Here is a 22544-nt window from a genome sequence, read left to right on the forward strand (position 1 = left end):
CACCTCTCTATGCGTCTTCCCCCAGCATACACGTCCTGACGCCCCGGCAAATGCGCCCTTTGTCTAAAGCCTCCGCTGCGGGCATGAAAAAGCGGGCGGCCCGGAGAGGGAGGCCGCCCGCAGCAATCACCGGGAAGTGGCGCGCTACTCTGCCGGGATCGGCGCCATGTCCTGATCGGCGATGCCATGCGGCGAGCGCTGTCCGGGAACACGGATGTCCTCGACCAGGTCCTGGATGTCCTGCGGTGGCGGGGCCGTGACAAGGGCCACCACGATCCCCACAGCCAGGGACAGGAACATGAACAGGAAGCCGATGCCTTCAGGCGACACGCCGAACCACCAGTTCGCAGGATCGGTATCCACGAACTTGAAGTAGTAGATGTAGCTGAAAGTCGAGACGAGACCGGTCAACATGGACGCAATCGCGCCTTCCCGGTTCATCCGTTTCCAGAAGATGCCCAGAACGATCACGGGGAACAGCGACGCCGCCGCCAGACCAAAGGCAAAGGCCACGACCTGTGCCACGAAGCCGAGCTTGGCGGTGTTCATCCCCATGATCCCGGCCAGGATCACAGCTCCGGCGGCCGAGGCCCGGGCGACTCGCAATTCGTCCTTGTCGGACATGCCGGTAAAGAAGGTTCGCCGGCAGAGGTCGTGAGAGATGGAAGACGAGATCACCATCAGCAAACCCGCCGCTGTGGAAAGCGCAGCCGCGAGCCCGCCTGCCACCACAAGCCCGATCACCCAGGCCGGCAGATTGGCAATCGACGGATTGGCCATCACGAAGATGTCCCGGTCCAGCTTGGTGACTTCATTCTCGTCACCAGCACGATACTGGATGATGCCGTCGCCATTCTTGTCCTCGACGCCAAGCAGGCCGGTCTTCTCCCAGTCCTTGAACCATTTGGGAGTCGGCTTGCCACCTGCAGCAAGGATCGCCGCAGCCTCGGCATCATAGTCCGCATCGTCTGCGATATAGGTCGACTCGTTCACCGTATCGATGAAGTTCAGTCGGGCGAAGGAGGCCACCGCGGGTGCCGTTGTGTAGAGCAATGCGATGAAGACCAGCGCCCAGCCCGCCGACACACGGGCGGCGCCCGGGCTCGACACGGTGAAGAAGCGGATGATCACGTGCGGCAGCCCTGCCGTACCGAACATCAGCGCACCGGTGATCGCGAACACGTCAAACATGGACTTGTTGGTCTGTGTGTATTCCAGGAAGCCCAGATCCTGCACGACCGTGTTCAGCTTTTCGAGCATTGCCACATCCTCGCCGCGCACATTCGAGATGAAGCCGAGCTGCGGGATCGGATTTCCGGTAATGATCAGTGAAATGAAGATTGCCGGAACGGTGTAGGCAAAGATCAGCACGCAATACTGCGCCACCTGGGTGTAGGTGATGCCCTTCATGCCGCCCAGGACCGCATAGACGAAGACGATCCCCATGCCCACCATGATGCCCGTATTGAACTCGACGCCCAGAAAGCCGGAGAAGGCCACGCCGACGCCCTTCATCTGGCCGGCGATATAGGTAAACGAGACAAACAGGGCGCAGATCACGGCAATCAGGCGGGCCGTGGTCGAATAGTACCGGTCGCCTACGAAATCCGGCACCGTAAACTTGCCGAATTCCCGCAGGAATGGTGCCAGCAGAAGCGCAAGCAGCACATAGCCGCCGGTCCAGCCCATGAGATAGACCGAGCCGCCATAGCCCAAGAACGCAATCAGACCTGCCATCGACAGAAACGACGCCGCCGACATCCAGTCCGCTGCCGTGGCCATGCCGTTGACCGTGGGGTGCACATCATGGCCGGCCACATAGAAATCATCCGTAGACGAGGCCCGCGCCCAGAGCGCAATCGCGATATAGGTGCCGAACGTGCCGACGACCCAGAAATATGTCCAGAATTCCTGTCCCATCGTCTCAGGCCTCCACGCCGTATTTCTTCTCGAGACGATTCATGGCGCGGCAGTAGTAGAAGATCAGTCCGACGAAGACATAGATCGATCCATTCTGCGCAAACCAGAAGCCGAGCGGCGCACCGCCAATCGAGAGATTGTCCAGCAGGTCGCGGAACAGGATGCCCGCCCCGTATGACACTGCAAACCAGATGACGAGCAGGCTCAGAGTCAAGCGGATCACGTCTCGCCAATACCCTTTCGCATCAATTTCCTTGCTTGGTTCCGACACTTTTTCCTCCCTGACATTTTTGTCTGTGCGGGGTTCCGCAGCTTGCAGGCTGCCGGAAGCAGGCGGAATGGAAAAGATGAACTTTGGTCTAAGGCGGACATGCGCAGGGACTGGCGCAAAGGTCTCAGTCTTCCCGGGAGGGGGCCGCCTTGCCGATGGCGCGGGCATGACGCCACTCCGCCAATCCGCCCAGCATCAGCCAGGCTGCCAGCGCCAGTCCGCCGACAAGATAGAGTTCATGAAACCCAAGCCCGGGCTCAAGAATGGCCACGGCCAGCCGGACCGCAAACACGAGCCCCAACAGAATGCCGAGCGCCAGCATGATGTGATGTTTCACGGGCAGATTCCTCCATGACCGAGCATACACCCACTGCGCCTGGCTGACAGGGTGGACTTTGGTCGTAGGCGGGCCTGCCGCCATACCCTTGCCATGGCTGGCGGGATGGGGTATCCGCGCGCCTTCAGAAACGGCGGCGCAAGGCCGTACGTGTCAGCTTCTTACCTCTCCAGGCAAACATGAGAGGCGGAGTCGAGGGCGAAAGGAAACAAGATGTCCAAATCCCAGATTACGTTCAATGTCGAATTGCGCGAGCGCACCGGCACCGGTGGTTCACGCGCAGCGCGCCGCGACGGCTTCGTGCCCGGCGTCCTGTATGGCGGTGGTGAAGATCCGGTCGCGATCTCGCTGAAGCGCAATGAAGTGCAGAAGGCCATTGAAACCGGCCACTTCCTGTCCTCGACCGCGACGCTCGTCCACAAGGGTGAAAAGCAGCTCGTCATCCCGCAGGCAATCCAGATGCACCCGGTCACCGATCAGCCGATGCATGTCGACCTGTTCCGCGTCAGCCGCGACCAGAAGATCAAGGTGGAAGTCCAGGTTCACTTCAAGGGCGAGGAAGTGTCTCCGGGCCTGAAGAAGGGCGGCACGCTCAACGTGGTGCGCCACACGGTGGAACTGCTCGTGCCGGCCGGCAACATTCCGGAATCGCTCGATGCCGACGTCTCCACGCTGGAAATCGGCGACAATGTGAAAATCTCCGACATCTCCCTGCCGGGCGATGCCGAGCCGACCATCACCGATCGTGACTTCACCATCGCAACCATTGCCGGCCGTACCGCCGCTGCCGAACCGGCCGCCGACGCCGACGAGGAAGAAGGTGACGAAGGCGAAGCCGCCGAAGCCGAGTCGGAAGACTGATCGGAACTTTCTGGTCTCGTGTGTCCAGCCTTTTGGGGCTGGGCACACAGCCAAACCCTGCCATGCCGGAAGAGGGAGGCCACATCGTGCTCATTCTTTCCGGTCAGGGAAATCCAGGCGAGAAATACGCAAAGAACCGGCACAATGCCGGTTTTCTTGTTCTGGACGAGATCCATGCCGCGCACGGATTCCAGCCCTGGCGCTCAAAATTCGAAAGTGAGATCGCGGAGGGCTTTGTCGGCCCGAACCGGATCAAGACACTGCTGGTCAAGCCGCAGACCTTCTACAATGAAACCGGCCGCGCCCTCTCCAAGGTCGCCCAGTTCTACAAACTGGCCCCGGAAGACGTCGTCGTCCTGCACGACGAGATTGACCTTGCGCCCGGACGCCTGCGGGTCAAGCAGGGCGGCGGGCATTCCGGGAACAATGGCATCCGGTCGATGATCGCCCATCTGGGCGAGAACATCCGCCGCGTGCGCATCGGGGTCGGCCATCCTGGCGACAAATCGCGCGTGATGCCCTATGTCCTGTCGGACTTTTCAAAGGCAGACCATGACTGGTTCGATCCTCTGAGCCGGGCCATTTCGGACGCCCTGCCATTTCTGGCCGAAGGCAATGACGAGCGTTTCCAGACAGAAGTGATGCGTCTCGCGCCGGCGCCGAAGCACGATCCGAAACAGGCGCGCTAGGCGTCCAGCTTGGCAAGCACGGCCTTCTCGGCCGCCTCGGCCATCGCAACCGCCCCGACCGTGCCATGGGCGGGCACAGGGCTGCGGGCAAGCCCCAGACAGGCCGCGTAGAACCCTTCGTCTGCTGCCCCCAACGGATCCGGCAGGTCGGCGGCAATGTCGACGCGCACCTCATACGGCGTCGTATTCTCCAGCTGGCGCGTCAGGAAGTCGATGGAGATCTCGCCGGACGGATACACGACATGCATGGTGCGCTGCCGGGCCTCGGCCGCGCGGCTGGCCATCAGCCTGGCAACGCCGCCGCTGGCATAGGTGAACTGGGCGCTGGCCTCATCGATATGATCCGAATGCACGCGCTTGCCGCTGGCCATGACACCTGTGAACTCATTGCCCATCATCATGGCCGCCAGGTCGAGATCGTGGATCATCAAATCCCAGATCACTGACACGTCCCCGGCCCGATTGTCCGGCGCGGGTGGCCCGGCCCGAACGGATTCGATCAGCAAGGGTGTCTCTTCAATCGCAAGCACACCCATGGCGCGCGCAACAAACCGCTCCTGATGGCCAACCTGCAGGATGCGCCCGCGCGCGGCAGCTTCATCGGCCAGGTCGCGCGCAGCCTTTCCGGTCAGGGCCAGCGGCTTCTCGACAAGAACATGGCAATGTGCCTCGATGGCCTGCCGGGCCAGTGTCTCGTGCCAGACTGCCGGAACCGCAATGACGACGGCATCACAATCCCGCAGGAATGCCTCGTAATCATCATAGCCCTTCGCACCGAACTGGGAGGCAATCCGAGAGGCGCGTTCGAGGTCGATGTCATAGATTCCGACGAGCTCTGTGCGCACGGAGGCGGCCGCCTTCTGGGCGTGGTAGTTTCCAAAAACCCCGGCGCCTGCCACGCCGACTTTCAGTGTAGTCATAACAGATTGGCCCTCTTGCCACTCTAAAGACACCGCATCGCCGTCTGCTGCAAGTCTTGCGGTCAGACCGGACTGACAAAGAGTTTTGCAGATTCTTGCCGCGGCCCCCTTCACACCCGAGGTCCGCAGGTCCACTTAACCCTCAACAAATCAGAGGAAGGAACCGCCATGACTGCACTTGTTTCAACCGAATGGGCCCTGGCCGCTCGCCCGGTGGGCATGCCGAAACTATCCGATTTCCAGAAGAAGACCGTCGACATTGCCCCGCCCGGGGCCGGGGAAATCCAGGTGAAGAATGAGTGGATGTCAGTGGACCCCTACATGCGAGGCCGCATGTATGACCGTGAAAGCTATGTCCCGCCCTTCCAGATCGGCGAGACCATGCAGGGCGGCGCGGTAGGCCGCGTCACCGTTTCCAATCATCCGGACTACAAGGAAGGCGATCTCGTCTCGTCCATGGCCGGCTGGCGCACCGCCTGGGTCGGGAAACCGGAAATGGCCATGGCGCAGAAGCTTCCGGATGTCGGCCTTCCGGAAAGCGCCTTTCTGGGCGTGGCCGGCATGCCAGGCCTGACCGCCTATGCCGGAATCCTGCGCGTTGCCGAACTGAAGGAAGGCGACACGGTCTTCGTTTCCGGCGCCGCTGGCGCGGTCGGTTCCACCGTCGTCCAGATCGCCAAGATCAACAATTGCACGGTCATCGGCTCGGCGGGTGGCGCGGAGAAGTGCGACTTCGTGAAATCCCTCGGCGCAGACCATGTGATCGACTACAAGGCCGCCGGCGGGTTTGAAGGCCTGGTCAAGGCGCTGAAGTCGGCGGCACCCAAAGGCATTGATGTCTATTTCGACAATGTGGGCGGAGATCATCTGGCCGCAGCAATCGAATGCGCCCGCCCGATGGCGCGCTTTGCGGAATGCGGGATGATTGCCCAGTACAATGAAACCGGCACGCCGGTCGGTCCGCACAATATCATTCAGGTCGTCGGCAAGCAGCTCAAGATCCAGGGCTTCATCGTGTCCAGCCATGCTGACATGCAGCCAGCCTTCTTCCAGGACATGGCGAAATGGATTTCGTCCGGCCAGATGAAATATGAGGAAACCGTCAAGGACGGGATCGACAAGGCACCGGAAGCCTTTCTCGGACTGTTCGAAGGCGCCAATACCGGCAAGATGCTGGTCAAGCTGGGCTAGTCATGTCGCGCCTGTTTGATGCCTATGTGATGGTGGACTGGAGTGCCGCGTCCAAGCCTGTGACGGGGAAGAACTCCATCTGGATCGGAATCCTGGCCAAGGATGCCCGGCTGAAGCTGCAATACCAGTCCGTCAACATCGAGACGCGGCTGAAGGCACGCACCTTCCTGGAAGGCATCATCGCGAAACTGACAGGGCGCGGCGACCGCGTCCTGATCGGTTTCGATTTTTCTCTCGGCTATCCGGCCGGGACAGCAGATGCGCTGGGCCTCAAACGCGACGGCATGGCGCCGTGGCAGGCCATGCACGCGCATCTGGCCTCGAAAATGAAGGACAGGGCGGACAACTCCAATCCGCGTTACGCCATCGCTGCAGGAATGAATTACGCGATCTCGAAGGGGCCGTTTCCGTTCTGGGGCGCCCCGGCCCGGGATGTCGTGTCGACGCTGTCCGACAAGAAGCCGGATTTCGAAGGCCGGGATCTCGCCGAATACCGTCTCGCGGAAATGCATCTACGTGAATCCGGCCGGGCCCAGCCGAAATCCGTCTGGCAACTGGCCTATACCGGCAGTGTCGGCAGCCAGTCGCTGACCGGCATTCCGCACGTGCACGCCCTGCGCCAGGCTCTGCCGGCCTCGCGCGTCTGGCCATTCGAGTTCGAGGCAGGCGACATGACCGAGGAGAGCCTGGAAGGCGTGCAGGTCGTTTTCGCCGAAATCTACCCGTCTCTGGTCAAGGCAAAACCGGAAAAAGGCGAGATTCCGGACGCCGCGCAGGTCCGTGAAATCGCCCGTTACTATTCGGACCTTGACGAAAAAGGCCTGCTCAAGGGGGGAATTTCCACAAATAACTCCCTTGACGAGGGAAAAATATCGCAAATTCAGTCAGAAGAGGGCTGGATTCTGGGCGCATAGCCCGTCTTTATTGGGGTTTCGACATATTCACGCCATACGAATCGTGGGTAAGTCGCTGCAACGGCGGGGGATCGCCGTTTAACTTTAGAGGAGAACCCCTATGAATAAGGGCGAACTTACGAAGGCTGTCGCAGCCGAATCCGGACTGTCGCAAAGCGATGCCGGCAAGGCCGTTGACGCTGTTTTCGACGCAATTGCAGGCGCCGTGAAAGACCGCCAGCAAGTGGCGATCGCCGGCTTCGGCACATTCTCGGCCAAGACCCGGAATGCGCGTACGGGCCGCAACCCGGCCACGGGCGAAGAAATCAAGATCCCGGAAAAGACATCGGCTGCTTTCAAGCCGGCTTCGGCTCTGAAAGACCTCTAGGATTCCGTCAGGACCGTTGGTCCTGATCCCGGAATTCAGACGGCGCGTCGGCTCGGCTGACGCGCCGTTTTCCATTCCAGCAGAACCGTCTGCAACACACCGGCGGTAAACACGCCGATAAACACGCCTTCCATCATGCCCCGCGCGCCCCGGCTTTCCACAATGCCGAGCCAGTAGCAGGCCGGCAGCATCACCAGGAAGAAGGATCCGATATGGATCAGGCTCGGCGACCAGACAATCTCCTGCGCCCTCAGGGCGAAGGATGCCGTGGCCTGTAGTCCGTCAAACACCGTGACCACAGATGCCATGACCAGGAGAGCCGCGATGCCGGATGCGAGGTGCACCCCATTGATCACGGCGTCTTCCTTGACGAGGAACCCGGCCAGCGTGTCGTTGAACACGATCAGGACAATGCCGAGGCCCACGCCCATCAAGATGGTCGCCGCCACGCCCAGACGGCCCGCGTCGCGCATTTCCTCGAGATTTCGGCGTCCGAACGCTTCCGCCACGCGCACGCTCGTCGCCGTGGCGATGCCCAGATAGAACATGAAGCAAAGCCCCATGATCTGGATGGCATAGCCATAGACCGAATTGGCCGCGAGGCTGATCCAGGTGGCGATCACAAAGGTCAGGTTGAACCCGCCCCACTCGGCCACATTGCTGATCGCGGTTCCCGTCCCGACGGACAATTGCCGCCCGGCCTCATCGGCAGGGCCAGCCGGTGCATTCTTCAGGGCCGGTGTCAGCAACAGGACCGCGCCGAGCAAGAGCAATGTGATAAACCAGCGCGAACCGGTCGTCGCCCAGGCGACGCCCTCAGCGCCCATGCGCTCGAAACCCCAATAGCCGCCGACCAAGGCAAGGTCGATGCCGGCATTCACGAACACGCCCAGATACATCACACAGGACACAAGCAACGGCCGCCGCAGGGCCTCCAGATAGTATCCGCAAACTGTGGAAATCATGAATCCGACCAGACCAAAGGACAGGACCTGGGTCACATCGGCCACCGAAGCCGCAACGGCTTCCGGCGACACCTGATCGACCACATCAGCCGGGGGGGCGATCTCGACAAAAAGCCAGCTGAACAAGGCATCGGCCGAGAAATAGACCACGGCCATCAGCAAGAAACCCAGCCAGATGCTGGTGCGCAGGCCGCGCCGGAAGATGCGGCCGCTCTCGTGCTCCCGGCCGACACCGAGCAATTCCGAGGTCAGCACCTGAACACCCAGCAAGACACCAAGGCCGAGGCCAAGCGACACGCCCATGGGCAGCCAGGAATTCAGGATATAGGGCAGCTCGCCCGGCGCGTGCTGGCCGAGCACAATGGCGTCCGTGACAGCCATCAGCATCTGCGACATGCGCGAAAACGCAATCGGCACAGATAGCCGCAACAGGTCTGCGATGTCGGCTGGCCGCGCCCAGGCGGTCCAGCCCAGGCGATGCGTGCGCATGGAACTGTCTTTCTTAGCCCGCTTTCAGGGCGGCAGCGCCGGAGGCTCCGACGGACTGGAGCTTCTCGGCGATCAGGAAGGCCAGTTCAAGGGCCTGTTCGCCATTGAGGCGAGGATCGCAATGGGTGTGGTATCGCGATGACAGGTCCTCTTCGGAAATGGCCTGCGCGCCGCCGATGCACTCGGTGACATTCTGCCCGGTCATTTCGAAATGCACGCCGCCCGGATAGCAGCCCTCGGCCGACAACACATCCACGAACTGGCGCACTTCCGACAGGATCCGGTCCACCGGACGAGTCTTGAAGCCACTCTCGGTCTTCAGCGTGTTGCCGTGCATCGGGTCGCATGACCAGACAACGGTACGTCCACTCTTCTTCACGGCCCGCGCCAGAGGTGGCAGGCCCTTCGCGACGCCATCGGAGCCAAAGCGCGAGATCAGCGTGATCCGGCCTGGTTCGTCATTCGGGTTCAGCGTGTCGATCAGGCGCAGCAATTCCTCGGCCTCCAGGCCAGGGCCGCATTTCACGCCAATCGGATTGCGGACACCCTTGCAGAAATTGACATGCGCATGGTCGAGCTGACGGGTGCGGTGGCCAATCCACAACATGTGGGCGGAGGTGTCGTACCATTCGCCAGACGTGGAATCGATGCGGGTCAGGGCTTCCTCATATCCCAGCAGAAGCGCTTCATGGCTGGTATAGAACTCCACCTGGGACATTTGCGGCACGCTGTCCGGCGTGACCCCGCAAGCCTTCATGAAGTCCAGGGATTTCGAAATCTGGTCAGCAAGTTGCTCATACCGCTCGCCTTGTGGACTGCGATCGACAAAACCCAGCATCCAGCGATGCACATTGGACAGGTTGGCGTAGCCGCCCTGACTGAAGGCCCGCAGAAGGTTCAGCGTCGCCGCGGATTGCGAATAGGCCTGCGTCAGGCGCTCGGGATCCGGCAAGCGGCTCTCCGGCGTGAAATCCATGCCATTGATGTTGTCGCCGCGATAGGATGGCAGCGTCACGCCATCGATGGTTTCGACCGGCGAGGACCGCGGTTTGCCGAACTGTCCAGCGATCCGGCCGACTTTCACCACCGGTTTTGCAGCGGCGAATGTCAGGACGACCGCCATCTGCAGGATCACGCGGAACGTGTCCCGGATATTGTCCGGGTGGAACTCCTTGAAGCTTTCGGCACAGTCGCCGCCCTGCAGCAGGAAGGCCTCCCCGGCTGCCACTTCACCCAGGCGCTGCTTCAGGCGGCGGGCTTCCCCAGCAAACACCAGCGGCGGAAAGCTCTTCAGCTTTTCCTCCACTGCAGCGAGCGCAGCAGAATCCGGATAGTCTTCCGGAATATGCATTGCCGGCAGTTGGCGCCAGTCTGAGGGGGTCCAGGTCATTTCGGTCACTCCAATTATGAGCCGCATTAATCACATGGCAGGCAGACGCTCAAGTTTCACCATAATTTCACAGCAGATTGCTGGCGGAATCATGATTTGGCCCTTTAGTAATCCTTCAGGCTTGTCGTCACCACAGGATCGCCCGACCCATCATGTCGCACGTCTATATCAGCCACTCCGCGAAAGACTTCGACGCCCTGCTGGAGCTGCATGAAGCGCTCCGGGCCGCCTCGATCCCGGACTGGTACGTTCCGAATGACGGTGCGTCCCGCGACATGGCCAATCAGTCGATCGATGATGCCTTTGCCATGATCGTGCTCGTCTCGGCGGCCTCGGTCCGCTCGAAGGCGGTCCGCCAGGATGTCGAGCGGGCCAGGGCCCGTGGGTTGAAGCTGATCCCCTACCAGATCGACAAGGCCCGCCTGAACGGCTTCTTCAAGCACGAAGTCCTGCCGCATCTGCGCCTGTCCTCGACCACGCCGGACGGCCTGCAGCAGCTCGTGGCCGAAACCCGTCAGGCCTACAAGCGCAAATGCCCCGTCCTGGCCGTCATGAACCTGAAAGGGGGTGTGGGGAAAACCACCGTCTCCAGCCAGGTGTTCGGCGCCTGGCAAGGCGCGCTTGGCGGGCGGATCCTGCTCGTGGATCTCGATCCCCAGTACAATCTGACCCAGACCTTCTTCGAAATGGATTTGGCCGATGCCAGCGCCGGGGCCGACCGATCAGTCATATCCCTGTTCGAGAAATCACGCATCCACGCCCGCGACGCGACCAGCCCTGCAGAATCCTGGCTGAGCCTGTCGACCGATCCGTTCGCGCCCGTGCCGAAGGAAAAGATCGTGCACGAGTTGATGGGGGAAGCCAGCCCGGGCGGGCGGCTGGACCTGATTACCGGCCAGTTCGAAATCTCGAAATACGCATTCGCATCCGACGCCCGGTCTCTGGACCTGATCAAGGAGCATTTTCTCCAGTCCATTGAGCGCTATCGCAGCGACTATGACCTGATTGTCTTCGACACCAATCCGAACGCCACCTTCCTGACACGGTGTGCGCTCGAGGCGGCCGACCGCGTGCTGGCGCCGATGCAGGCAGATATCTATTCCCTGCGCGGTGTGCGCTTGCTGAACCAGGTCATCCGCGACCAGATCGCGGCCGACAGCCGGCCCGACCTGTCCGTCCTGTTCAATTTCGTGGCCCGCTCGGAACAGTCCACTTTCGAGGCCGATGCCCGCAATGGCACCTACAATGCGGCTGCGGGGTTTGATCTGGCCTCGGCCCTGCTGCGCTCCGCCCTGCCCCGCTCCGGCCATCTCCAGGTCCGCGCGCCGCAGGAAGGCGAACCCGCCTGGAAACAATTGCTGATCCATTCGGGTCGTGGCGGCGGCCTCAAGCACATGCGGGAAAGCCTGAAGACGGTCGCCCTCGAATTGAAAACACTGGTCGAATCCTGACGGGTAATGACAACACTCCGCCTGCGCCCTAGTATTCCCGATGTGGAACAAGGGGACGTTCGGCATGGCAGCCTTCCGGTACATTCTGCTTCTGGCACTCTCGCTGGCAATCGCCTCCGCGGTCCGCGCTGAGGAGAGGCGGATCGCCCTGCTCATCGGCAATCAGGACTATCCGGCAGAAGTTGGCGCGCTGTCGAACACGCACCGGGATGTGCGGACCATGGAAGCGGCCCTGCGCGATGTCGGCTTCGAGACCCTGCCTCATTTCGACCTGGATGAAGACGGCATGGAAGATGCGTTTGACGCCTTCGAGATGCGCATCACGGAGCAGGCTGATGCCGGGCATGATGTTGTCGCCTTCTTTTATTATTCCGGACACGGTGCCGCCGCCTATGATGACCGCGAGGCGCGCAACTTCCTGATCCCGGCCCGCGAGACGATCAGGTCGGCCAGCCAGATTTTCCGCAAGGGCGTCGAACTGGAAGACGTGCTGGCCAGCCTTCAGGCGACGCAGGCCAAGGCCGTCTTCGTCGTGTCCGATGCGTGCCGGAACGAACTGAAATTCGCCTTCTCGAAATCGGTGGCCGAAAAGGGCATGACCCGCGTGTCCCAGCGCCCGGGCATGCTGGTTGCTTTCGCAACCGCTGCCGGCGAGACGACGCCGGATGACGGATTGTTCGCGGCCACACTTGCAGAGGAAATCCGGCGACCGGGCCAGGATGCCGTCGTCGCCTTCTATCAGGCGCTCGCCGAGGTTTCCGACAAACGCAAGGCCTCCAGCCGCCCCTTCATGGCCCCCGGAAAACTTCCCCGCGGCCTGTGCTTTGCCGGCTGCTCCACCGGATCTGCCCAGCCGGCTGAACCCCCGGAACCGGCGCGCAAGGCTGACTACTGGTTCACGGAAGATACGGAGTTTTCGCTGTTTCAGGAAAATGCCGTGCTGAAGGCAACGGTGAACGGACTGGAATACACCATTCTCGAATTCGGATATGGCGCCCCGAAGGTCGAATTGCTGAAGGATTTCAATTCCGACGGCACACTCGATGCTGTGGTTTCACTGCATGGTGGCGGGAATTGCTGCCCGGCGGACTATTATTTCGTTGCTGATATGGGCAATGGCCATTTCCTGGTCAGCAAGATCGAGGACATTCACGCCTGGGATCCGCCAACGGCCGAACTCCACGAAGGGCGCTGGGTGGCGAGATTTGTCTCTGCCAATGAAGGCATGAACACGGATGACTACAAACAGGACATCCATCTCTACGCCCTGAAAGGCGATACGCCTGAACTCGTACTGAAAACCTTCAAACGGGAAGCGACCGCCCTGGCGGAATTGCGCTCCAGCATGTTCGACGCGGATGCAGGCGCCGACGCCGTCCAGTCGATCCAGTTCGATATCGATGATGATGGCACCGCCGACACGCTTTCCTGCGCGTTCTGGTCCCGCTGGGGCCGTCTGACAGCATGCGAGGTGACCCTCACCGGCACGAATACGGCAATACCCGTGGACACATCCTGCAAGCGCCTAGGCATCCTGGCGGCCCGCAAGGACGGGCTATCTCTGCTGGTTTGCGATTCAGATGAGGTCCATGCCTATGATGCGGCCTCCGGCGCCTATCTTCCGCTCGGGAACGAGGCCACCGGAGGGCGTCCCTGACCCCCTAAACGGCCTGAACGTCGGGCACCCATTTCTGTCGCATGGTGACCAGCTCCTCGGCGGATGAAGGGTGCAGCGCACAGGTCCGGTCAAAGTCCGGCTTGGTGGCGCCCATCTTCACCGCGATGCCGGCAATCTGGATCATCTCGGCCGCATCGTCGCCGACAATGTGCACGCCGAGAACACGTTCGTCGGATGCCCGGACAACGAGCTTCATCAGCGTGCGGGACTGATCGCCATTCAATGCGTTCTTCATCGGCCGGAACCTTGTCTTGTAGATATCGATCTCGCCGAATTCCTTGCGCGCATCCGCTTCCGTCATGCCGACTGTGCCGACTTCGGGCTGCGTGAAAACGGCGGTCGGGATGTCGCTGTGATCGAAGTGCCAGGGCTTGTCATAGAATTCGGTCTCCGCGAAGGCATGCCCCTCCCGGATCGCGACCGGCGTCAGCGCCACGCGGTCCGTGACATCTCCCACGGCCCAGATATTGTCGACTTCTGTCCGGGACCATTCATCCACTGGAATCGCGCCCTTCCCGTCAAGCGTGATGCCTGCATTCTCGCAGCCAAGTCCTTCCGTATTCGGACGGCGCCCCACCCCCATCATGACCACATCACAGTCCAGGCTGTGGCCGTTCTTCAGGGTCAGGCGCAGGGGCAGGTCCGCCCCGTCGCGTTTCTCGATTGTCTCGAACACTGTGCCGGTGATCACCTGCACCCCCGCCTCTTTCAGGCCCTCATGAACTTCCGTCCGCACATCGGCATCAAACCCGCGCAGGACTTCCTCGCCGCGATAGACAAGGCAGGTCGGCACGCCCAGCCCGGCAAAGACATGCGCGAACTCAACGGCAATGTATCCGCCCCCGGCGATGACCAGATGTTTCGGCAAGCCGTCGAGATGGAAGATTTCGTCAGACGTGATCGTATGTTCCACGCCCGGCAATTCCTGTTCCGATGGGCGCCACGGGCGACCACCCACGGCGACAAGGATCTTCCTGGCGGTAATCGTCTTGCCACTGTTTTTCAGGCGCAGCGTATGCCGGTCGACAAACTCGGCCCGGTCCTCGAAAATCTCGACTCCGGCATTCTTCAGGTTTCGGAAATAGATGCCGGAAAGGCGATCGACTTCGGCATGCATCGCCGTCGCGAACTTCGCGTGATCGTAGGACACGTCTCCTGTCGACCAGCCATAGCCATCCGCCTTCCTGATGTCCTTGCCGTATCGGCTGGCATAGACCATGAACTTCTTCGGAACGCAGCCACGGATCACGCAGGTGCCGCCCATCCGGTACTCTTCCGCCAGACCCACTTTCGCGCCCGAGAGCGCCGCCAGACGCCCGGCCCGGACTCCGCCCGACCCTCCGCCAATCACGAATAGGTCGAAGTCATAGGTCACATCAGTCATGGGAGGGTCCTTGGATCTCTACAGGTTTCGCACCCCCATATGAGGCGCGATCATGAGAATTCAAACACCGTGGCCCCATTCTCATTGCCGATGATCACGGTCCGCGCCAGACCGATGAACAAGCCATGCTCGACAACTCCCGGCACATTGGACAGGCGCGCCGCCAGCGCCTCGGCATCGGGGATCCGTCCGCAATGGCAATCGAGAATGTGATTGCCGCCATCTGTCACGACCAGTTCGCCATTGGAAAGTGACCGCAATTCAACCCGCGGCCGGTCAATCCCCGAGGCCGCCAGCACGTCGTACACCAGCTTGGCAGTGATCGTGTAGCCGAACGGCGTAACCTCCACCGGCAGCGGAAACTTGCCCAGTCGCTCCACCTGTTTCGACGGATCGGCAATCACGACCATGTGATCGCTGGCATTGGCGATGATCTTTTCTCGCAACAGCGCGGCCCCGCCGCCCTTGATCAGCTGTCCCTGGGGGTCGACTTCATCGGCCCCGTCCACGGTCAGGTGAATGCGCTCCACCTGCTCGAACGGGATCAGTGGAACGCCCAGGCTGCTCGCCAGGCGGCGGGTCTGTTCACTGGTCTCGATGCACCGCACGACCAGGCCATCGGCAACCTCCTCGGCCAGCAATTCGACAAAGTATTTCGCCGTCGATCCGGTGCCGAGCCCGATGGTCATGCCGTCCTCGACATATTCCATCGCTGCGATCGCCGCGTTTTCCTTCTCGTGTTCGTTCGCCATCACCTCAGCCCTTTTTCCCGTCTGCCTTTTCCGCGGCCTTGCGGTCCCGGAAGCCCTTTGCCCATCCATCCATCTGCTTTTGCCGCCCCCGCGCCACAGCCAGGGCATCCTCGTCCACCGGCTTCGTGATCACACTGCCGGAGCCGATAATCGCCCCGCGTCCAATCGAGACCGGAGCCACCAGGGCGCTGTTGGACCCGATGAAGGCCCCGTCGCCAATCTTCGTCTCGTATTTCAGAAAGCCATCATAATTGCAGAAGATCGTCCCGGCCCCGATGTTCACGTCCGCGCCGATCTCGCCATCGCCCAGATAGGACAGGTGGCTCGCCTTGGCGCCTTCACCCATCCGCGTATTCTTCACTTCAACGAAATTCCCGACAAAGGCATCTTTCGCCATCACCGTTCCAGGCCGCAGCCGCGCAAACGGGCCGACCGAACAGCCGGTCCCGATTTCGGCCCCTTCCAGATGACTGAATGCCCGGATCATCGCGCCTGTGCGCACCGTCACGCCGGGGCCGAATACGACATTCGGCTCGATCACGACGTCTGCCTCGACCACGGTATCGTGAGAGAACCAGACCGTCTCCGGCGCAATCAGGGAGACCCCGTCGGCCATCGCGGCCGACCGGCGCCGACTCTGGAAGATGGCCTCGGCTTCGGCCAGATCCGCCTTTGAATCGCACCCGATCAGATCGTCCTCATCGCAACGGACCGCCCTGCACGTCAGATCTTCTGACCGCGCCAGCGCGACAAGGTCGGTCAGATAGTATTCGCCCTTGGCATTGTCATTGGTCACGTTCCGCAGGAGGCGGAACATGGTGGCCGCCTCGCCAGCCATGACGCCGGAATTGCACAGCGTCACGTCAAGCTGTTCCGGGGTCGCTTCCCTGGCTTCCACAATGGCTTCCAGATCACCTGCGCCCGACGTGATCAGCCGACCGTAGAGACCGGGCTCTGCCGCGTCGAAGCCCAGCACGCCAATGGCGGCGCCTTCGGCCAGGCTTTCGAACAAGTGCTCGATGGCAGAAGCTGGCACCAGCGGGCTGTCGCCATACAACACGACGAGATCGCCTTCGAAACCGTCCAGCGCGTCCTCGGCGCACCGGACAGCATGGCCCGTGCCCATTGGCGGGTCCTGATAGGCAAGGCTGCCTTCGCCAAGCGTGCTGCTGACATGTTCGATCAGCACATCCTGTGAAGGATGGCCGACCACCACGATGCGAGAGCACCCAACGCCCCGGGCCAGGTCAACCGACCAGTCGATCATGGGACGTCCGGCCACCTTGTGCATCACCTTCGGCAGGCTCGACTTCATCCGCGTGCCCTTGCCCGCGGCGAGGATTACGGCGGCGCGCTGTCTGGTCGGTGTGTCCACAGGTCTTGCCCTCTCGATTTCGCGTTTCCTTTCGCCTAGACCAAAGGCCGATCAAAGGCGAGACCGAAAAGGAAGTGTGGCGGGCATGTCGAAAACCCTGAACGGATGGACCATTGTCTTTGATCTCGACGGCACCCTGGTGAACACCGCACCGGACCTGCTGGACGCGTTGAACCATGTCCTGGCCCATGCCGACCTGTCTCCGGTGACACTCGACACAATCGAGACCATGATCGGCCGGGGCGCGCGCGCAATGATCGTCCAGGGGCTGCAGACCCACGGTATCATACCGTCAGACGCCGATCTGGACGCCTTCTTTGATCAGTTCATCGCCTATTATGCAGACCATCTCGCGGACAATTCCCACCCCTTTGACGAGGCGGTGCCGGCGCTCGAGGCGCTCGCAGCGAAAGGGGCAATCCTGGCCGTCTGCACCAACAAGACCCAGGCCCTGACCGACCGGCTGCTCCAGGCGCTTGGCCTCTCCCACCATTTCGCCACGATTGTCGGCGCCGACAGCGTGCCGCGCCGCAAGCCGGATGGGGACCATATCCTGCGCACGGTGCGGGCGGCGGGCGGCGAGCCAGCCCGAACTGTCATGATCGGGGACTCCCGGACAGACGAAAGGGCAGCCCGGAATGCCGGACTGCCCTTCATTTTCGTCCCGTTCGGGTACGAGGAGGAATCTCCAGATCAGCTCAAGCCGGATGTCGTGCTGACGCACTATTCAGAGCTTGTTTCCGTACTGGAAGATTGGGTCAGCTAAGCCGTCGCTTCGCGCTGTTCGCGCGGACGGTAGCTCGGACGGGCAGAGCCCGACTCGTTTGCAATGCGGCGGCGGGGCATGCCGTTCACCATATTGCTGCGCACATCAGTGCGGGCAGAGCGCATGGCGGGAACGAAACCGGCGTCGATCAGGTCGACATCCACTTCATAGCCACGCTCGGCCCAGTAGGCACTAATCTTCTCACGCAGGCGCTTTGCGCCTTCTTCGTCACACCAGTCTTTCATGTTTTCTCTCTCTCCAGGCTTTACTGTTATTGAGGCCTTTGGCCCCCGCCTGTCCTTCTTATTTACTACACGCAGCCCGTTGGCCGGGCCGTCCTTGTGTGACCGGAACATGACGGCCTTTTGCGGTTTTCTCAAGGCTAATTTCGAATGAAACTAGTGTAAGGTTTTTCGATGAACAGTTGTTCATACTGAACATCTGTTCATATTCGTGTCACGCGCAAGGAAATTCCCGCCAAAGTTAGAAAAAACTCAAATAACCCCTAAATACTTGTAACCCGATTTGGGTACAAACCCGTTTCGGGCTGAAATTTCGCAGCTTCTTCCCGTCAAGGATGCATGCGCAAACGATTGTATCGCATGCTAGGAATGCTTTTTTGCATGACAATTTTCGCGGGATTCGGGAGAATCACCTCCAACAGACATCCCCTCTTGACCTCGACTCGCACCCGGATTACGGGATCGGCTTCCTTGAATCGGGCGATTAGCTCAGTGGTAGAGCACTGCCTTCACACGGCAGGGGTCAGTGGTTCGAACCCACTATCGCCCACCATTCCCGTTTCCGGACAGCACAGCCCACGCCAGCAGCATCTTAACCATGGTTCCATTCCCGAACCGCAGTATAAGACTGTGCGATGAAATCCCTGTTCCGCTCCAAACCCATGACCATCCTGCTTGGCCTCCTGATCTGGAGCTGGATGGCGCTGATTGCCCGCACGGTCCGGTGGACGGTGGAGGGGGATGAGGCTGCCCAGGCCGAATGGGCCCGCCATTCCGGCATGGTGGTGGCAGCCTGGCATTCCCGCATCATGGTCCTGCCGAGCGGCTGGCACCGTCTGATGAGACGCTGGCCCGGCCGGATCGAGGGCGGGGCCATGCTGGTATCCCTGTCTCCGGACGGCGAAGCCGTGACCCGCGCCATCGGTCATCTCGGCCTGCACCCGGTCCGGGGGTCTGCCGCCAACAAGAAGAAGGGCAAGAAGGACAAGGGCGGCGTGCGCGCCATTGCCGAAGCTGTGCGCCTGCTCAAATCCGGCACTGCCGTCTGCATCACGCCCGACGGTCCGCGCGGGCCCGCAGAGATTGTCAGTCCCGGCGCCATCATGATCGCCCAGCGGGCCAGCGTGCCGATCCTGCCCTATGCCTTGTCGGTCAAATCGGCCACACGCCTGTCGACCTGGGACCGGTTGATCTTCCCCTGGCCCTTCACCCGCGGCGCCATCGTCTTCGGTCCGCCGCTCGAGACCAGACGCGACCTCGATCCGGTGGACTTGCAGGCGGAATTGCAAAAACGGCTTGATGCGGCCACAGCCAGGGCCGACATGCTGGCAGGCTATGATTCCGGGACGATGACGGACACCACACGGCAATGACTGCAGCGATCCATCTCTATCGCAATCTCACGCGGGCAGCCGCTCCCTTTCTGGGAGGCGTGCTGAAGCACCGTGCCCGCGCCGGCAAGGAAGACTATGGCCGCATCAATGAGCGCCTCGCCCGCAACCTGCCGCGCCGCATGCCGGGCGGCACGCTGGTCTGGCTGCATGGGGCCAGTGTCGGTGAAAGCCAGTTGCTGCTCGAACTTGGTCAGCGTCTTCTGGACATTCGTCCCGACCTCCTGCTTCTGTTCACCAGCCAGACCCAGACTTCGGCCCGCCTGATCGGGCCGGCCCTGCCGGATCGCGCCATTCATCTGATGGCCCCGCTCGATACGCCGGGCATTGCGCGCCGGTTCATCCGACACTGGCAGCCGGACCTCTGCATCTTCGGGGAGGGCGAATTCTGGCCCAATCTGATCCTGGAAGCAGAGCGGGCAGGCGCGCGGCGCGCCTTGGTCAATGGCCGCATGACCGATTCCTCCGCGACAGGCTGGCAGAAACTGAGCGGCGCGTTCCAGCGCCTGGTCGGACGCTTCGATGTCGTTCTCGCTGCGGATACAGACACCGCCCGCCGGCTGGAATCCCTGCTCGGACGACCGGTGCCATCGACCGGCAACATGAAATCGGCCCTGCCGCCCCCTTCGGCCAGCGAAGTCGAAACCCGCCGCCTGCGGGAAGGCTTTCTGGGGGATCGGCGCTGCATCCTGGCGGCATCCACGCACGCAGGCGAAGAAGCCCTCTTCCTCGACGCCCTAAAGGGCGCGGACGACACGGCGCTGATCATCGCTCCCCGCCATCCGGATCGGGGGGATGACGTCGAAGCCCTGTTGCGCGCCCGTGGCCTGCCCTTCGCGCGTCGCTCGCGCGGTGAAGTGCCGACGCCACGCACACGGGTCCTGCTGGCAGACACGATGGGGGAGATGGGCCTCTGGTACCGGCTCGCCGATTCCGTTTTCCTTGGCGGCGGCCACACGCCGGGTGTCGGCGGTCACAATCCGCTCGAGCCGGTCCGGCTCGGCCGTCCTGTCGTGACCGGTCCGGACGTCTTCAACTTCGCCACAATGATGGACAGTCTGGAAAAACAGGGCCTGATCCGCCGGCTCAAGACGCCAAAGGCGATCGGCAAGGCGCTGATGACCATGGCGGCGCCGACGGAAGATGCGCTGTCTGCACTGGCACAGGAAGCGGACGCGCCAATGACGCTGACGCTCGAGGCATTACTGCCGCTTCTGCCCGAACCGGGCCTGCTGCAATGAAGCCACCCTATTTCTGGTCCGCCGGACTTGATCCGAGATCACGGGAAGCCGCCCCCCTGACCCGCGCCCTGCTCACGCCGCTGGCCGCCCTCTACACTTGGGGGATCCGGCTCAAGCTGGCGCGGGCCGAACCGCCGCGCGCCTCAATTCCGGTCATCTGTGTCGGCAACCTGACGGTCGGCGGCGTCGGCAAGACCCCCATTGTGCAAGCCCTTCGGCAACATATCGACGAGAAAGACCTGCAGGCCGCCAGCCTGTCGCGCGGCTATGGCGGCTCCGAGATCAGTCCCCAGAAAGTCTATCCGGACTGGCATACGGCAGATATGTGCGGCGACGAACCCCTGCTTCTCGCGCAGACGGGCGAAAGCTGGATCGGCCGGGACCGGTTTGCCGGGGTCCAGCTCATGTCCTCAAATGGCGTTGATGTGGTGGTCATGGATGATGGCCACCAGAATCCCGGCGTGCACAAGGATCTGTCACTGGTCGTCATTGATGCGGCCGCGCCCTTCGGCAATGGCCACGTCCTGCCAAAAGGCCCGCTGAGAGAGCCCGTCACAGACGGCCTGGCCCGGGCCGATGCAGTGATCCTGATGGGCGAAGGTGACGTGCCCCAGCATGTCCGGCGCAGCGGGCTGCCTGTCCTGCGTGCGCGGATCGTGCCCGCCGCGCCGCCGCCGGAAGGCCCGCTTGTGGCGTTTGCCGGCATCGGCCGGCCGCAGAAATTCTTTGACAGTCTCGCGGCCAGTGGCGGCGATGTGCGGGACACCGTCGACTTTCCCGATCATCATGTCTTCTCCAAGGGGGACCTCACCCACCTGCGGCGCCTCGCCGAAGATCATGGCGCCCGGCTGATCACCACCAGCAAGGACCATGTCAGGCTGCAGCCCGGCGATCGCGCGGACATTCTGCATTTCCCCGTCAAGGCCGAATTCGAAGACAGCCACCAGCTTGACGCCTTGCTCAACCCGATCCTCTATCCGCAGGACTCATGACCCAGACCGCGCCGAAATACGTCCGCCCCAAGGATATCGATAACCGCGCCAGCTTCTGGCAGCGCGTCCAGTGGCGGCTGGAGACCGTGGCCTGGGATTTCATCTATTGGGGACCGATGAAACTGCTCGGGCCGGATCGTGCGTCGGATTTCGGCGGCTGGCTGATGAAGAAGATCGGCCCCCGGCTGTCCCAGCACAAAACCGTCAAGCGCAATCTCAAACTCGCCTTCCCGGACTGGTCTGAGGCCCGGATCGATGAGACGGCCCTGGCCGCCTGGGAAAGCGCCGGCCGTGTGGCGGGTGAACTGCCACACCTGCCCTCCATCGATCCGTACACATCGGGACGGGTAGAGATCATCGGCCTCGACATCCTCGATCGCATCAAGAGCAGCGATGCAGGCGCGGTGTTCATTTCCGGCCATTTCGCAAATTGGGAGATCATGCCGGCCACGATCACCCAGCGCCTGCCCGAAGCCGTCATGACCTATCGTGCGCTCAACAACCCCCATATCGACCGGCGCATCTCGGATCTGCGCGCCGCCTATGGCACACAGGTCAACGCGCCCAAGGGCATCGGCACGCGCGAACTCATGCGCGCCCTTTCCAAAGGCCACCCCATCGCGCTGATGAACGACCAGAAATTCAATGAGGGGATTGCCGTCCCGTTCTTCGGCCACGAAGCCATGACTGCGCCCGGCCCGACCCGGCTCGCCATGAAATATGGCGTTCCCATCGTCCCGGTCTCCACCGTCCGCACCGGACCGGCCCGCTTCCGCATCACCTTTCACGAGCCGTTCGTGCCGGAAACAACCGGTGACGAAACCGCCGATATCCGCCGCAGCGTTCAGCGCATCACGGATTTCATAGAGGCACAGATACGCGCCAATCCCGGCCAGTGGTTCTGGCAACATCGCCGCTGGCCCAAGGAGGCCTGGAAGGCGGCCGGCATTTCCTGAAA

22 protein-coding genes and 1 tRNA gene are annotated in these 22544 nt (G+C 61.9%); 13 read left to right on the forward strand and 10 right to left on the reverse strand.

Translation table 11 applies throughout. The features are described from left to right. Positions 1-144: 144 nt before the first annotated feature. The 3 genes from HF955_RS17855 to HF955_RS17865 form a co-directional block, all read right to left on the reverse strand. Positions 145-1920 carry a sodium:solute symporter family protein gene (locus HF955_RS17855; protein ID WP_291076931.1) on the reverse strand — a complete coding sequence of 592 codons (1776 nt, stop codon included), beginning with the start codon at positions 1918-1920 and terminating at the stop codon, positions 145-147. A 4-nt stretch (positions 1921-1924) separates the two neighbouring features. Further along, positions 1925-2191 carry a DUF4212 domain-containing protein gene (locus tag HF955_RS17860; RefSeq protein ID WP_027836459.1) on the reverse strand — a complete coding sequence of 89 codons (267 nt, stop codon included), beginning with the start codon at positions 2189-2191 and terminating at the stop codon, positions 1925-1927. Between the two features lie 124 nt (positions 2192-2315). Beyond that, positions 2316-2528, reverse strand: a complete 213-nt coding sequence (locus HF955_RS17865) for a hypothetical protein (RefSeq protein ID WP_291076932.1) — start codon at positions 2526-2528, stop codon at positions 2316-2318. A gap of 213 nt (positions 2529-2741) precedes the next feature. On the opposite strand from HF955_RS17865, the gene HF955_RS17870 reads away from it, so the two are divergent. Further along, entirely contained in the window at positions 2742-3389 is a 648-nt protein-coding gene (locus HF955_RS17870) for a 50S ribosomal protein L25/general stress protein Ctc (RefSeq protein ID WP_291076933.1), read from the forward strand. 86 nt (positions 3390-3475) lie between these two features. Then, positions 3476-4078 (forward strand): aminoacyl-tRNA hydrolase, encoded by a 603-nt coding sequence (gene pth / locus HF955_RS17875; protein ID WP_367279807.1) that lies wholly within the window; start codon positions 3476-3478, stop codon positions 4076-4078. Here pth and HF955_RS17880 read toward each other — a convergent pair. Then, on the reverse strand, positions 4075-4998 hold the full coding sequence (locus tag HF955_RS17880; RefSeq protein ID WP_291076935.1) for a Gfo/Idh/MocA family oxidoreductase: 924 nt from the start codon (positions 4996-4998) through the stop codon (positions 4075-4077). The two genes, pth and HF955_RS17880, sit on opposite strands and share 4 nt — an antisense overlap. A gap of 168 nt (positions 4999-5166) precedes the next feature. Here HF955_RS17880 and HF955_RS17885 point away from each other — a divergent pair, with 168 nt between their 5' ends. The 3 genes from HF955_RS17885 to HF955_RS17895 all read left to right on the forward strand — a co-directional run bounded on the left by HF955_RS17885 (position 5167) and on the right by HF955_RS17895 (position 7470). Next, positions 5167-6189, forward strand: a complete 1023-nt coding sequence (locus tag HF955_RS17885; RefSeq protein WP_027836464.1) for an NADP-dependent oxidoreductase — start codon at positions 5167-5169, stop codon at positions 6187-6189. A gap of 2 nt (positions 6190-6191) precedes the next feature. Continuing rightward, on the forward strand, positions 6192-7103 hold the full coding sequence (locus HF955_RS17890) for a hypothetical protein (RefSeq protein ID WP_291076936.1): 912 nt from the start codon (positions 6192-6194) through the stop codon (positions 7101-7103). A 100-nt stretch (positions 7104-7203) separates the two neighbouring features. Then, the gene (locus HF955_RS17895; RefSeq protein WP_027836466.1) at positions 7204-7470 is read left to right on the forward strand and encodes an HU family DNA-binding protein; all 267 of its coding nucleotides are present in this window, start codon (positions 7204-7206) and stop codon (positions 7468-7470) included. 35 nt (positions 7471-7505) lie between these two features. On the opposite strand, the gene HF955_RS17900 is transcribed toward HF955_RS17895, so the two are convergent. Beyond that, a complete protein-coding gene (locus HF955_RS17900; protein WP_291076937.1) occupies positions 7506-8924 on the reverse strand; it encodes an MATE family efflux transporter in 1419 nt (472 codons plus the stop codon). 13 nt (positions 8925-8937) lie between these two features. Continuing rightward, positions 8938-10314, reverse strand: a complete 1377-nt coding sequence (locus HF955_RS17905; RefSeq protein WP_291076938.1) for a class II 3-deoxy-7-phosphoheptulonate synthase — start codon at positions 10312-10314, stop codon at positions 8938-8940. Positions 10315-10466: 152 nt separating this feature from the next. Between HF955_RS17905 and HF955_RS17910 the strand changes: the two genes are divergently transcribed. Then, on the forward strand, positions 10467-11765 hold the full coding sequence (locus tag HF955_RS17910) for an AAA family ATPase (RefSeq protein WP_291076939.1): 1299 nt from the start codon (positions 10467-10469) through the stop codon (positions 11763-11765). 64 nt (positions 11766-11829) lie between these two features. After that, positions 11830-13422, forward strand: a complete 1593-nt coding sequence (locus HF955_RS17915) for a caspase family protein (RefSeq protein WP_291076940.1) — start codon at positions 11830-11832, stop codon at positions 13420-13422. Between the two features lie 4 nt (positions 13423-13426). Here HF955_RS17915 and gor read toward each other — a convergent pair whose 3' ends face one another. Genes gor through glmU form a run of 3 tightly spaced genes read right to left on the reverse strand, consistent with a single transcriptional unit; the run spans position 13427 to position 16954 of the window. Then, positions 13427-14827: a glutathione-disulfide reductase gene (gor, locus tag HF955_RS17920; RefSeq protein WP_291076941.1), complete on the reverse strand. Its 1401-nt coding sequence runs from the start codon at positions 14825-14827 to the stop codon at positions 13427-13429. A 50-nt stretch (positions 14828-14877) separates the two neighbouring features. Continuing rightward, positions 14878-15579 carry a ribose-5-phosphate isomerase RpiA gene (rpiA, locus tag HF955_RS17925; RefSeq protein ID WP_027836472.1) on the reverse strand — a complete coding sequence of 234 codons (702 nt, stop codon included), beginning with the start codon at positions 15577-15579 and terminating at the stop codon, positions 14878-14880. Between the two features lie 4 nt (positions 15580-15583). Beyond that, entirely contained in the window at positions 15584-16954 is a 1371-nt protein-coding gene (gene glmU, locus HF955_RS17930; RefSeq protein ID WP_291076942.1) for a bifunctional UDP-N-acetylglucosamine diphosphorylase/glucosamine-1-phosphate N-acetyltransferase GlmU, read from the reverse strand. 85 nt (positions 16955-17039) lie between these two features. Between glmU and HF955_RS17935 the strand changes: the two genes are divergently transcribed. Then, complete coding sequence (locus HF955_RS17935) at positions 17040-17720, forward strand: HAD family hydrolase (protein ID WP_291076943.1); 681 nt, start codon at positions 17040-17042, stop codon at positions 17718-17720. Here HF955_RS17935 and HF955_RS17940 read toward each other — a convergent pair. Further along, positions 17717-17965, reverse strand: coding sequence for a hypothetical protein (locus HF955_RS17940; protein ID WP_027836475.1), 249 nt, complete (start codon positions 17963-17965; stop codon positions 17717-17719). The genes HF955_RS17935 and HF955_RS17940 overlap by 4 nt on opposite strands. A 475-nt stretch (positions 17966-18440) precedes the next feature. On the opposite strand from HF955_RS17940, the gene HF955_RS17945 reads away from it, so the two are divergent. The 5 genes from HF955_RS17945 to HF955_RS17965 all read left to right on the forward strand — a co-directional run bounded on the left by HF955_RS17945 (position 18441) and on the right by HF955_RS17965 (position 22542). Further along, positions 18441-18515 (forward strand) — tRNA-Val (locus HF955_RS17945). Positions 18516-18597: 82 nt separating this feature from the next. Next, entirely contained in the window at positions 18598-19335 is a 738-nt protein-coding gene (locus HF955_RS17950; protein ID WP_291076944.1) for a lysophospholipid acyltransferase family protein, read from the forward strand. After that, the gene (locus tag HF955_RS17955) at positions 19332-20594 is read left to right on the forward strand and encodes a glycosyltransferase N-terminal domain-containing protein (protein ID WP_291076945.1); all 1263 of its coding nucleotides are present in this window, start codon (positions 19332-19334) and stop codon (positions 20592-20594) included. The genes HF955_RS17950 and HF955_RS17955 overlap by 4 nt, the downstream gene beginning before the upstream one ends. Next, complete coding sequence (lpxK, locus tag HF955_RS17960; protein WP_291076946.1) at positions 20591-21586, forward strand: tetraacyldisaccharide 4'-kinase; 996 nt, start codon at positions 20591-20593, stop codon at positions 21584-21586. The genes HF955_RS17955 and lpxK overlap by 4 nt, the downstream gene beginning before the upstream one ends. Further along, positions 21583-22542, forward strand: a complete 960-nt coding sequence (locus tag HF955_RS17965; protein ID WP_291076947.1) for a lysophospholipid acyltransferase family protein — start codon at positions 21583-21585, stop codon at positions 22540-22542. The genes lpxK and HF955_RS17965 overlap by 4 nt, the downstream gene beginning before the upstream one ends. The last annotated feature ends 2 nt before the right edge of the window (positions 22543-22544 follow it).

It is taken from the genome of Hyphomonas sp. (assembly GCF_017792385.1).
Lineage (GTDB): Bacteria > Pseudomonadota > Alphaproteobacteria > Caulobacterales > Hyphomonadaceae > Hyphomonas.